Below are 12,015 nucleotides of genomic sequence, written 5' to 3'. Positions count from 1 at the left end.
ACCGCCGAACCATGAGGGGGGCCGCAGATTTGTGCCGCTGCCTCACCGCCCCGGAAAACGCAGACAGAAAAAAGCCGGTGCAGGACACCGGCCAAAAGGCATTGGAAAACTCAAACTGACTGGCTGTTACCAGTTTTTGCCGAGACGGGCATCCACACTGAAAGCCCCAGCTCCGACCGCCGCCAGCGCCAGGAAACCACCGGCGACGGAGACGTTCTTCATAAACATCAGCATCTGCATCTGTTCGGCAGGCTGGTAGTGGAAAATAAAGGCGGCCATCAGGGTGAAACCGGCCATCAGCACCGACAGGCTGCGGGTAAAGAGACCCAGCATGATGGCGAGGCCACCACCCAGCTCAAGCAGGATCACCAGCGGCAGGATAAAACCCGGCACCCCCATCGCTTCCATATAGCCCTGGGTGCCGGCGTAGCCACCGATCTTGCCCCAGCCAGCTATCACGAACATCAGTGCCAGCAGTACACGACCCGCCAGCAGCGCTACATCTTTCATCTTGTCCATTTCACTTTCCTCGTCTATCTCGTATCGCCACTGACCAATCAGGGCAGGTCAAATAACAGGGCCTGAGTGGCACTTGTCGCAACCAACTCCCACCGGTATTCATCACGACTGAGTACCCCGTCGCCAGGTCGGGCAGCCAGACCATTGGCGGTCAGCTCCCCTGAAATCATCTGCAGGTAGCCATGTCGGCCAGCCAGTGCCCAGTCGAGCGTTTCGCCCGGGGCCAGTTCCAGCCGCCATACGCGGGCCTGCTGGCGGATCACGAAGGATCCCGCCTCGCCATCCGGTGACGCCACCAGCGTCATACCCGGTCTGGACTCGATCTTCTTCTGCTGATATCCGGGTGGCGTGCCGACTTCATTCGGCTCGATCCAGATCTGCAACAGGGAGAGGGGTTCCGTCTGCGAGGGGTTGTACTCGCTGTGACGGATCCCGCTGCCTGCGCTCATCAGCTGGAAATCCCCTGCCGGGATCTGCTCGACATGGCCGAGGCTGTCCTTGTGCTCTATGGTGCCTTGCAGCACGCAAGTGAGGATCTCCATATTGGCGTGAGGATGGGTGGCGAATCCGCCACCCGGCGCAACCAGATCCTGATTGATCACCCGCAGCACCGAGTGTCCCATCCACTCCGGGTCATAGTAGTGACCGAAGGAGAAACTGTGGCGTGCGTCCAGCCAGCCGAAGTTGGCCTTGCCTCGCGCCTCTGCGGCTCTCAATTTCATCATGGTGTGCTCCTCATCTATCCGGGGTTCGGTTTAGCGATCTTTGCCACCGCCGAGACCGAACGGAATGCGATACTCGCTGCTCTCGCCAGCCAGGCTGACAGTCAGGTTGCCCTGGGTACGACCCGGGATCTTCACCTGCTGGGTACCCATCAGGTTGGCGTGGACCGATGCCAGCAGATCGCCAGACTCGTCGCGCACTTCCAGCATCGGGTTGGCTTTGCCATCCAGCGCTGCGGTGGAGTGCCACTTCACAAACAGCACACCCGGGGTGGCGTTGAAGTCAGCCGGTACGGCGGCGTGGGCGAAACCTGTGGTCATCAGGCCTGCAACGGCCAGCATCTTGATTACGTTTTTCATGTTCATTCACTCTCTTGTTTTATATGTCATTGCCAAGGCCAGCTCGGCCAGAATCAATGCATCCATGCAAGAGGTCATTCAAATAGTGTGTTGTTCTTTCACCGACATCAGACATGCCAATTTGGCCTGTCACAGTGCGGAACTTCCCGCATATTTGGCCGCCAGACGTTCCTGCCTAAGCGATGATTGAATATTAAAGGTGCTTGGCTTAACTTGTTAGCGAGATAATCTGGCGAACATATTCAAAAAAATTGAAGGTGAAAAATGGCCAAGGAGTCGAACAAGGAACGCGCACTCACCCTGGAGGCAATCCGGGTGCTGGATGCCATCGACCGCCGTGGCAGCTTCGCGGCGGCGGCCGACGAGCTGGGCAAGGTACCCTCGGCATTGAGCTACACGGTGCAAAAGCTGGAAGATGAACTGGATGCCATGCTGTTCGACCGTAGCGGCCACCGCACCAAGTTCACCCCGGCGGGGCGCATGCTGCTGGAGCGCGGGCGGGTGCTGCTGGAGGCAGCCGAGCATCTGGTGGGCGAAACCCGGGCGCTGGCCCGCGGCTGGGAAACCGACATCACCATCGCCGTCGATGCGCTGGTGCCCTTGCAGGCGCTCTACCCGCTGGTAGATCGGCTGGCCGAGCAGACCGATACCCGGCTCAGACTGCGCGCCGAAGTGCTGGCAGGCAGCTGGGAGTGTCTGGAAGATGGCCGCGCTGACCTGCTTATCTCCTCCCTCAACCCGGATATCGTGATGACCGGCATCAAGCATCAGGTGCTGAAAGAGGAGGTGATGCTCTATGTCGCCCACCCCGACCACCCTCTCCATCAGGAGCCGGAGCCCCTCGCCGACGAGACCCTGCGCCGCTATCGCGCCATCGCCGTCGCCGATACCGCCCTGCGCAAGCCGGTGCTCACCTACCGCCTGCTCGACAAACAGCCGCGCCTCACCGTCAGCACCATGGCGGAGAAGCGCGACGCCCTGCTGGCCGGGCTAGGCATCGGCACCATGCCGCAGAGCTGGATTGAGGAGGACATCAAGGCCGGTCGGCTCAAGGTGATCAGCCCCGAGTACCGCCATCAGCTGCAGGTGGTGCTGGCCTGGCGCCGCGATACCATGGGCAAGGCCAAGAGCTGGCTGGTGCGGGAAATCCCAAAGCTGTTTCAAAACAGCGGCAGTGAATAAGCGTCGTTTTGCCAGCGCCATTCGCCATGACAAAAAAGAGGGGGAGCAACATGCTCCCCCTCTCTCATCTTCGGCACACCTTGTCAGGTATGGCTTACTGGTTCGCTTCGGCAAACTTCTTCATCGCCTCTGCGTGTTTGGTCATGCCGTCGGCACGCTCGTTGAGGCTCTTGATGAACTCTGCTTTTTTGGCCGGATCCTGAATGCGATCATAGCGTTGCTTCAGGTTGGCTTCGATCTGTTCCGGCGTCATATCCTTCATGCGCGCCATCTTGTCGTGACGGCCACCGTGGTGTTTGCCGCCCATCATGCCGCCATCCATCGGGCAATCCACCATGGCACCGGGCTCGGGAGCCGGGGCAGTTTGCGTGGCTGCATAGGCACCGATCGGCAGGCCAAGGATCAGGGTGGCGGTCATCAGAGTTTTGGTCAGCTTTTTCATGGTCTATCTCCTGTCGGATGATTCGGGTTCGGCTCTCTCGCCTTGCCCTCAAGTAAACACCCGACCGGTGTCTGAACTTTGCCAGCATCGCCCTTTTTTGTAGCAGAGTGTGGCATCAGGCGGATCTGGCACACTTTGACACAAACCGCGCAGCGTATTTTCGTATACTCGTGCCAACGCCAAGCAGGGGAGGTATTCATGAATCAGGGCAGCACCCACATTCTGGTGGTCGACGACCACAGCGAGATCCGCGATCTCTTGAAGCGCTTTCTGGAACAGCACGGCCTGCGGGTCAGCTGCGCCCGGGATGGCAAGGAGATGAAACGGCTGCTGGAGGAGCGGGAGTTCGATCTGCTGGTACTGGATCTGATGATGCCGGGCGAGGATGGTCTGACCCTCTGCCGCGAACTGCGCGCCAAATCGAGCCTGCCCATCATCATGCTCACCGCCATGGGGGAAGAGACCGACCGCATCATAGGGCTGGAGATGGGAGCCGATGACTATCTGGCCAAACCCTTCAACCCGCGCGAGTTGCTGGCCCGCATCAAGGCGGTGATGCGCCGCACCCAGGCGGATAACCAACCCGCCGCCGAGACCCTGACCCGGGATCTGCGCTTCGATCGCTGGCTGCTCGATATCAATCGCCGTGAGCTGGTCGATGAGGATGGGGTGGGCCTGAGCCTCTCCACCGCCGAATTCGATCTGCTCAAGGTGTTTCTGGAACGCCCGCAGCGGGTGCTGAGCCGGGATCAACTGCTGGATCTGGCCCGCGGCCGCGAGGCGGTGGCCTTCGATCGCGCCATCGACACCCTGGTGAGCCGGCTGCGCCGCAAGCTGGAGCGGGATCCCAAGAATCCGGAGCTGATCAAGACCATCTGGGGTGGCGGTTATATGTTCTCGGCCGATGTGACACAGGTATAAGCGGTGAATGCATTGAAACGGCTATGGGCACGGATGTGGCCCAAGGGGCTGACCGGCCAGATCATTCTGGTGGCGCTGGCGGGCTTGATCCTGATCCAGCTGCTCAGCATCCAGATCTACCGCTCGGATCGGGAGGAGGCACTCGGCTTCGTCAATAGCCGCAACGCCATGCAGCGGATCATCTCGGTGGTGCGGCTGCTCTCCCTCTCTCCCCCCTCGCTCTACGACGAGATCCTCAAGGCGAGCCGCAGCGAAACCCTGCTGCTGCGAATTGAAGGGGAGCCGATGCAGCCCGACAACCGCAGCCCCCGCTTCGAGCAGCTGGTACGCTCGCGCCTTGGCTATCCCCCCGCACTCACTATCGAGATCAGCGCCGAGCTGAAAGAGGATGCCCAGCGCAGCAAGGCCTGGGAGCACCACGCCCGCATGATGCGGGATCGCAAAGGACCACCGCCACCGCGGGACATGCGGCTCTACGGATCCATCGAACTGCCACAGGGTGGCTGGCTGCAGTTCAGCTCGCTGGTCGACAAGGAGGCCGGCAGCTGGTCATGGCAAACCACCTTCAACCTGATGCTGGTCGCCAGTCTGGTGATCGGGCTGATGGTGCTGCTGTTTCGTCGCGCTACCCGCCCCCTCAAGCAACTGGCAGGCAACGCCGAGCGACTGGGGCGCGGGGAGGATATCGAGCCCCTGAAAGAGGAGGGGCCGACCGAGATCCGCGAATCGATTCAGGCCTTCAACCGGATGCACACCCGGCTCGACCGCTTCGTGCAGGACCGAACCCGGATGTTGGCCGCCATCTCCCACGATCTGCGCACCCCCATCACCAGCCTGCGCCTGCGCAGCGAGTTTCTGGCAGATGGCGAGGACAAGGATCGCATCCAGCAGACCCTGCAACAGATGGAGCAGATGCTGGCCGCCACCCTCAGCTTTGCCCGCGAGGAGGGACAGCAGGAGGCTACGCGGGAACTGGATCTGGTCAGCCTGCTGGTCAGCCTGTGCGATGACTATGCCGATACCGGCCAGCCGGTTACCTGCCTGGCGGAAGGGAAAGAGGTCTACGCCTGCCGCGCCAACACCCTGCGCCGGGTACTGCAGAACCTCATCGGCAACGCCATCAAATACGCCGGCAGCGCCGAGGTCTCGCTGGAACGCACCCGTAGCGAGCTGTTGATCCGGGTCTGCGACCGCGGCCCGGGGATAGATCCGGCTCGACTGGAGGATGTCTTCAAGCCGTTCGTGCGGCTCGACGAGGCGCGCAATACCGAGTCCGGCAGCGTGGGGCTGGGCCTCTCCATCGCCCGCACTCTGGTACATCAACACGGCGGTGAGCTCACCCTGCTCAACCGGCCAGAGGGCGGACTGGAGGCAAGAATCAGCCTGCCGCTGTGAGCCGTCACGGTATGAGTCCTGCTCGTTACGGCAATGCAGCCATCATGTAAACTTCATCGCCAGATCCCTTGTTCTTCCTCGTTGGAGGCAGTAATAATCGGCGTCTACAGACAGTGGCTGGCAATGGATTGGAGCAGGGATGGCTTCTTCTCGGATTGGACAAGCGTTCAGGGCAGGGTGTGGTTTTCTGCTGCTCATTATTGCCCTGCACGCCTCGGGAAAAGAGCCTGAAAAGCCCCTCGTCATCACCAACTCCAAGGCGTGGCAGCCCTTCTCCTATATCAATGAGTCGGGCCAGCCAGATGGCTTGCTGATCGACCTCTGGCGCGAATATGCTCGCGTCACCGGCCAGAAGATCGAGTTCCGGCTGGTCGACTGGCAACACTCCCTCGATCTGCTGCACGAAGGGAAGGCCGATGTGCATGCCGGTCTGCTCTGGTCACCGGAGCGCGACAAGCTGTTCGACTATGGCCTCCCCCTCGCCCAGCTCGACTCCCAGCTCTTCTTCTCCAACGAGCTGCGTGGCACCGATGTCCACTACTACCTGCTCCATGAGACCGTCGGCGTCGTCGCTGGCGGTTATGAAGAGTACTACGCCAAGCGCTACTTCCCGGGCACCAAACTGCAGACCTTCGATGACAACGACACCCTGTTGGCTGCTGCCTTTCGGGGCGATATAAAGGCCTTTATCGCCGATCTGCAGGTCGCCAACTTCTACATCTATACCTCGGCAGATCCGACGCGCTTCATTCCGGTGCGCCACCTCTATACCGACCAGATCCGCTTTGCCGTCAAGAAAGGGGACCTCGCCCTGCTGGCCAAGCTCGAAGAGGGATTCGCCAGGATAAAGGAGAGTGACAGGGAGCGGATCATCCGCAAATGGATGCATGTCGAGACCGTCTACCCCATCCATCTCGGCCCCTGGCTACTGCTGGCCGCGGGCCTCATCATGGTGGCCTATATCGTGCAGCTGCGCCGGGCCGTCGCCAATCGCACGGCAGAGCTGAGCCGCGCCAATGCCCGGCTCGAAAAGCTGGCCAGCACTGATCCGCTGACGGGCCTCCTCAACCGGCGCGCCTTTATCCCGTCACTGGAGCAGCAACTGACCAGCGGCCCCCCCTGCGCTCTGCTGCTGTTCGACGTGGATCATTTCAAGGAGACCAACGATAAATTCGGCCACAACGTGGGCGACAAACTGCTGGAAAAACTGGCCGAAAGCATAGCCATCATCTTGCCGGAGCAGAGTCTGTTTGCACGCATTGGCGGTGAGGAGTTTTGCGTCCTGCTGCCGAGCGATAACCTGCAGGCGACCGGGTTGTGGGCGGCGTGCCTCTGTCAGGAAGCCAATAAAGAGCGGCTGGAGACCACACTTGGTGAAGTCACCCTTTCCATCAGCACAGGAGCAGTCTGGATTTCAGCCGGGGAGAGTATCGACACCGATCAGCTGCTGCGACAGGCAGACCAGCTGATGTATCAAGCCAAAGCCAATGGCCGCAACACCTGGCAAGCGGCGCCATATCAGGCGACCGCCTACCCGATCAATGCCCAATAAAAACGGCCGCCATCGGATGATGGCGGCCGTGAGGCATTATGTCTGTCAGAAGTTGTAGGTGACACCCAGATTGTAGCGGCGACCATCCAGCACTGTGCCATAGCTGCTGTAATCCACCGTCTTGTCGAACAGGTTGTAGACCCCGGCGGTCAGATCGAGATGCTTGTTGGCCTTGTAGACCAGCCCCATGTCAAAGAAGGTATAGGAGGGCGTACCCTCCGCCATCTTGACCCGGCTCAGGTACTCGGAAGTCTCGCCACGGAAGTTGACCCGCGACCAGAGGTTGAGATCCTCGGTGGTCTGCCAGTCTACGCTGCCGTTGACCATGTGGCGTGGCATCTGGTTGAGGGCATTACCCGCCAGCGGGCCACTCTTCTGCTCGGACTGGGTAAAGGTATAGCTGCCACTGACCGACCACTTGTCGTTGATCGCCCAATCCATCATGCTCTCGACGCCACGCATGTTCGCCTTGTCGACGTTGACCCGATCGCTGATGAAGTCATAGCTGTGACCATTGAGAGTACAGGCCGGATCGCTCTTGCTGGTGCAGCGACGAACTTCGGAGATCTTGTTCTTGAAGTCGGTGTTGAATAGGGTCACCCCTGCATTGAAGCCCTGATGGCCATTCCAGAGCAGGCCAATCTCTTCACTCACGCTGGTCTCGGGTTTGAGCTCCGGGTTGCCGACCAGCATCCCATCCAGACTGCCACCGCCGGTGACCTGACCCCAGTTGGCCGCAGACATCCGCAAGTCTGGGGAGCGGTAACCGGTTGATACGCCTCCTTTCAGGGTCCAGCTCTCATTCAGATGCCAGACACCGTAGAGGCGCGGACTCCAGTGAGAGCCGTAATTCTGATCCCGATCCATGCGGGCGCCCCCTGTCAGAGCAAAGCTGTCAGTGAGTGACCACTCATCCTCGACAAACATCGCCCAGCTCCAGCGGGTCAATTGTGTGGCCGGATTGGCCACTTTCAGGTTATTACCCTGATCATGCAGATCCTCATAGCGATACTGACCACCAACGCTCAGGTAGTGATTCCCCAGAATGAACTGGGTGTGGGTATCGGCGATGGTATTGGTGAGCTCCATCTTGCGGCCGGGGTTGGTGTTGGTCTCCTGCTGCAGATAGCTGCTGGAAGAGCCGAAATCATACTGACCATCATGAGTCAGCGCATAGTTGGTGCGCTCATAACGGTTAAGGCTATCCTTCGCCTTGGCATCCAGCGAGTTGCCTGCCGTGCGATCCCTATCCTGCAAGCTGCGGCTGGCCTCCAGATCGAAGCGGTTGTGCTCGTCGGGCTTGAAGCTGAGCACGGCCGTGCCACTGCGGGTCTCCTGCTCGGCAAAGCCTTGGGTAAACTTATCCTCGCCACGATGGGCCAGCTGACCATTGAAGCGCAGCCCCAACACACCATCGATCAATGAACCTGCGGTATAGGCATCGGTCTGGAAGCTGTTGCCGGCATCTTTGTTCTCCTGGAAGGTCGAATCAGCATGAACCGAGCCCTGCCAAGCCAGACCTGTGGTCTTGCGGGTTATCACGTTAATCACGCCGCCCATGGCATCGGAGCCATAACGGGATGACATGGGGCCACGCACGACCTCAATCCGCTCGATTGCCTGCAGCGGCGGTAACCAGCCCTGTTCGATGCCGGGTCCATCGCTATTGGGGCGGGTACCACGGCTATCCACCTTTTTGCCATCAACCAGCATCAGAGTGTATTTCGAACCCATACCGCGAATGCTGATATCACTGCTGCTGCCACCACCGGTCACCACCACACCGGGAACATCCTTCAGGGCGTCAGTCACATCGCGATAGGCGCGCTTCTCCAGCTGTTCGCGAGTAATGACGGAGATAGAGGCTGCGGAATCCTCGATTTTTTGCTGAAAACCCGAGGCGGTGACAACCATCACTTCCTGTTCGGAAGCTAGGGCGTGAATAGAGAGAAGAGAACCGATCAGCAAGGCAAGCTTGCTTGGTTGTATTGTTGTCATGATTTGGCCTGAACGTTTCAAGTAGGAAAGTGGCGTATTCCCTTACTTCACTCGTTACAAGACCCGGCCTCCTGCCGGGGACGGTGATTAATAAATGCTTATTTGAAACGCAACTTATTAATCGGTCTGGATTGTAACGACCAGGACAAGATCAATCAAACAATAATCATTATCATTTGCGTAATTACAGTTAAACCTGCTCAGATGCGAAGCATCAGGCAAGATGGTTTATAACATCATGATTTATAATGATAAGTTTACTTATAGGAGAGATTGGCAGGAGCAGGTTGCAAACCTGTGCTGATAACAACAGACCAGATACCTGGATTTCAGGCAATAAAAAACCCCGCTCGATGAGCGGGGTTTCTTGTATTGGGCGCCTGGCAGTGTCCTACTCTCGCATGGCGAATGCCACACTACCATCGGCGCTACCGCGTTTCACTTCTGAGTTCGGCATGGGATCAGGTGGTTCCACGGCGCTATTGCCGCCAGGCAAAATCTTCAATCTGAGAAAGCTGACGTAAGTAATTCGTTCGTATTTGCTACAAGCCTTAGAACACTTCTTGGGTGTTGTATGGTTAAGCCTCACGGGTAATTAGTATGGGTTAGCTCAACACGTCGCCGCGCTTACACACCCCACCTATCAACGTTGTGGTCTCCAACGGCCCTTTAGGACCCTCAAGGGGTCAGGGATGACTCATCTCAGGGCTCGCTTCCCGCTTAGATGCTTTCAGCGGTTATCGATTCCGAACTTAGCTACCGGGCAGTGCCACTGGCGTGACAACCCGAACACCAGAGGTTCGTTCACTCCGGTCCTCTCGTACTAGGAGCAACTCCCTTCAATCATCCAACGCCCACGGCAGATAGGGACCGAACTGTCTCACGACGTTCTGAACCCAGCTCGCGTACCACTTTAAATGGCGAACAGCCATACCCTTGGGACCGACTTCAGCCCCAGGATGTGATGAGCCGACATCGAGGTGCCAAACACCGCCGTCGATATGAACTCTTGGGCGGTATCAGCCTGTTATCCCCGGAGTACCTTTTATCCGTTGAGCGATGGCCCTTCCATTCAGAACCACCGGATCACTATGACCTACTTTCGTACCTGCTCGACCTGTCCGTCTCGCAGTTAAGCTGGCTTATGCCATTGCACTAACCTCCTGATGTCCGACCAGGATTAGCCAACCTTCGTGCTCCTCCGTTACTCTTTGGGAGGAGACCGCCCCAGTCAAACTACCCACCAGGCACTGTCCGCGGCCCAGATTCATGGGCCTGCGTTAGAACATCAAACATACAAGGGTGGTATTTCAAGGACGGCTCCAGCGCAACTGGCGTCACGCCTTCAAAGCCTCCCACCTATCCTACACATGTAGGTTCAATGTTCAGTGCCAAGCTGTAGTAAAGGTTCACGGGGTCTTTCCGTCTAGCCGCGGGTACACCGCATCTTCACGGCGAATTCGATTTCACTGAGTCTCGGGTGGAGACAGCATGGCCATGGTTACACCATTCGTGCAGGTCGGAACTTACCCGACAAGGAATTTCGCTACCTTAGGACCGTTATAGTTACGGCCGCCGTTTACCGGGGCTTCGATCAAGAGCTTCGCTTGCGCTAACCCCATCAATTAACCTTCCGGCACCGGGCAGGTGTCACACCCTATACGTCCACTTTCGTGTTTGCAGAGTGCTGTGTTTTTGATAAACAGTCCCAGCCATCTGGTCACTGCGACTCCCGCCAGCTCCATCCGCAAGGGACTTCACCAACAAGAGCGTACCTTCTCCCGAAGTTACGGTACTATTTTGCCTAGTTCCTTCACCCGAGTTCTCTCAAGCGCCTTGGTATTCTCTACCCGACCACCTGTGTCGGTTTGGGGTACGATGACTTGTAATCTGAAGCTTAGAGGCTTTTCCTGGAAGCAGGGCATCAATGGCTTCCGCACCGTAGTGCGTTCGTCTCGTGTCTCAGCGTTGCACCTCCGGATTTACCTAAAGGTACCGCCTACGCACTTTCACCAGGACAACCGTCGCCTGGCCCACCTAGCCTTCTCCGTCCCCCCATCGCAATTACAAGTCGTGCAGGAATATTAACCTGCTTCCCATCGACTACGCCTTTCGGCCTCGCCTTAGGGGTCGACTCACCCTGCCCCGATTAACGTTGGACAGGAACCCTTGGTCTTCCGGCGAGGAGGCTTTTCACCCCCTTTATCGTTACTTACGTCAGCATTCGCACTTCTGATATCTCCAGCATACCTCTCGATACACCTTCGCAGACTTACAGAACGCTCCCCTACCACTCACACATAAGTGTGAATCCGCGGCTTCGGTGCCTGGTTTGAGCCCCGTTACATCTTCCGCGCAGGCCGACTCGACTAGTGAGCTATTACGCTTTCTTTAAATGATGGCTGCTTCTAAGCCAACATCCTAGCTGTCTGAGCCTTCCCACATCGTTTCCCACTTAACCAGAACTTTGGGACCTTAGCCGGCGGTCTGGGTTGTTTCCCTCTTCACGACGGACGTTAGCACCCGCCGTGTGTCTCCCGGATAGTACTTACTGGTATTCGGAGTTTGCATGGGGTTGGTAAGTCGGGATGACCCCCTAGCCCAAACAGTGCTCTACCCCCAGTAGTATTCGTCCGAGGCGCTACCTAAATAGCTTTCGGGGAGAACCAGCTATCTCCGAGTTTGATTGGCCTTTCACCCCCAGCCACAGGTCATCCCCTAACTTTGCAACGTTAGTGGGTTCGGTCCTCCAGTTGATGTTACTCAACCTTCAACCTGCCCATGGCTAGATCACCCGGTTTCGGGTCTACACCTTGCAACTAGACGCCCAGTTAAGACTCGGTTTCCCTACGGCTCCCCTATACGGTTAACCTCGCTACAAAATGTAAGTCGCTGACCCATTATACAAAAGGTACGCAGTCACC

General features: G+C 58.1%; 9 protein-coding genes and 2 rRNA genes (1 of these 11 running past the window's edge). 4 read left to right on the top strand and 7 right to left on the bottom strand.

The genetic code is table 11. The features are described from left to right. Positions 1-126: 126 nt before the first annotated feature. The 3 genes from I6L40_RS03660 to I6L40_RS03650 are packed head-to-tail and all read right to left on the bottom strand — an operon-like array spanning position 127 to position 1,607. Entirely contained in the window at positions 127-519 is a 393-nt protein-coding gene (locus I6L40_RS03660) for a DoxX family protein (RefSeq protein WP_216995005.1), read from the bottom strand. A 38-nt stretch (positions 520-557) separates the two neighbouring features. Next, on the bottom strand, positions 558-1,244 hold the full coding sequence (locus I6L40_RS03655; protein ID WP_041210052.1) for a pirin family protein: 687 nt from the start codon (positions 1,242-1,244) through the stop codon (positions 558-560). Between the two features lie 30 nt (positions 1,245-1,274). After that, the gene (locus I6L40_RS03650) at positions 1,275-1,607 is read right to left on the bottom strand and encodes a hypothetical protein (RefSeq protein ID WP_041210051.1); all 333 of its coding nucleotides are present in this window, start codon (positions 1,605-1,607) and stop codon (positions 1,275-1,277) included. A gap of 258 nt (positions 1,608-1,865) precedes the next feature. Here I6L40_RS03650 and I6L40_RS03645 point away from each other — a divergent pair, with 258 nt between their 5' ends. Next, complete coding sequence (locus I6L40_RS03645; RefSeq protein ID WP_104015941.1) at positions 1,866-2,783, top strand: LysR family transcriptional regulator; 918 nt, start codon at positions 1,866-1,868, stop codon at positions 2,781-2,783. 94 nt (positions 2,784-2,877) lie between these two features. On the opposite strand, the gene I6L40_RS03640 is transcribed toward I6L40_RS03645, so the two are convergent. Continuing rightward, entirely contained in the window at positions 2,878-3,225 is a 348-nt protein-coding gene (locus tag I6L40_RS03640) for a hypothetical protein (protein WP_216995004.1), read from the bottom strand. 198 nt (positions 3,226-3,423) lie between these two features. Here I6L40_RS03640 and I6L40_RS03635 point away from each other — a divergent pair, with 198 nt between their 5' ends. The 3 genes from I6L40_RS03635 to I6L40_RS03625 all read left to right on the top strand — a co-directional run bounded on the left by I6L40_RS03635 (position 3,424) and on the right by I6L40_RS03625 (position 7,093). Then, the gene (locus I6L40_RS03635) at positions 3,424-4,146 is read left to right on the top strand and encodes a response regulator (RefSeq protein ID WP_041210048.1); all 723 of its coding nucleotides are present in this window, start codon (positions 3,424-3,426) and stop codon (positions 4,144-4,146) included. Between the two features lie 33 nt (positions 4,147-4,179). Continuing rightward, a complete protein-coding gene (locus I6L40_RS03630; RefSeq protein WP_071913205.1) occupies positions 4,180-5,541 on the top strand; it encodes an ATP-binding protein in 1,362 nt (453 codons plus the stop codon). 139 nt (positions 5,542-5,680) lie between these two features. Beyond that, positions 5,681-7,093, top strand: coding sequence for a transporter substrate-binding domain-containing protein (locus I6L40_RS03625; RefSeq protein WP_071913203.1), 1,413 nt, complete (start codon positions 5,681-5,683; stop codon positions 7,091-7,093). 45 nt (positions 7,094-7,138) lie between these two features. Here the strand turns inward: I6L40_RS03625 and I6L40_RS03620 are convergent, their stop codons facing one another. From I6L40_RS03620 to I6L40_RS03610, 3 genes are all read right to left on the bottom strand, one after another. After that, positions 7,139-9,091, bottom strand: a complete 1,953-nt coding sequence (locus I6L40_RS03620) for a ligand-gated channel protein (protein WP_071913201.1) — start codon at positions 9,089-9,091, stop codon at positions 7,139-7,141. A 378-nt stretch (positions 9,092-9,469) separates the two neighbouring features. Continuing rightward, positions 9,470-9,584, bottom strand: a 5S ribosomal RNA gene (gene rrf, locus I6L40_RS03615). Positions 9,585-9,665: 81 nt separating this feature from the next. After that, a 23S ribosomal RNA gene (locus tag I6L40_RS03610) occupies positions 9,666-12,015 on the bottom strand; it runs 540 nt beyond the window's last position.

This window comes from Aeromonas sp. FDAARGOS 1410 (assembly GCF_019048745.1).
GTDB lineage: Bacteria > Pseudomonadota > Gammaproteobacteria > Enterobacterales > Aeromonadaceae > Aeromonas > Aeromonas jandaei.
The sequence above is the reverse complement of the archived record's forward strand: the minus strand, read 5'-3'. Positions and strand labels throughout refer to the sequence as shown.

Coding starts and splice junctions, on each gene's coding strand:
- I6L40_RS03660 (WP_216995005.1), bottom strand. CDS start 519: ATGGACAAGATGAAAGATGTAGCGCTGCTGGCGGGTCGTGTACTGCTG.
- I6L40_RS03655 (WP_041210052.1), bottom strand. CDS start 1,244: ATGATGAAATTGAGAGCCGCAGAGGCGCGAGGCAAGGCCAACTTCGGC.
- I6L40_RS03650 (WP_041210051.1), bottom strand. CDS start 1,607: ATGAACATGAAAAACGTAATCAAGATGCTGGCCGTTGCAGGCCTGATG.
- I6L40_RS03645 (WP_104015941.1), top strand. CDS start 1,866: ATGGCCAAGGAGTCGAACAAGGAACGCGCACTCACCCTGGAGGCAATC.
- I6L40_RS03640 (WP_216995004.1), bottom strand. CDS start 3,225: ATGAAAAAGCTGACCAAAACTCTGATGACCGCCACCCTGATCCTTGGC.
- I6L40_RS03635 (WP_041210048.1), top strand. CDS start 3,424: ATGAATCAGGGCAGCACCCACATTCTGGTGGTCGACGACCACAGCGAG.
- I6L40_RS03630 (WP_071913205.1), top strand. CDS start 4,180: ATGTGGCCCAAGGGGCTGACCGGCCAGATCATTCTGGTGGCGCTGGCG.
- I6L40_RS03625 (WP_071913203.1), top strand. CDS start 5,681: ATGGCTTCTTCTCGGATTGGACAAGCGTTCAGGGCAGGGTGTGGTTTT.
- I6L40_RS03620 (WP_071913201.1), bottom strand. CDS start 9,091: ATGACAACAATACAACCAAGCAAGCTTGCCTTGCTGATCGGTTCTCTT.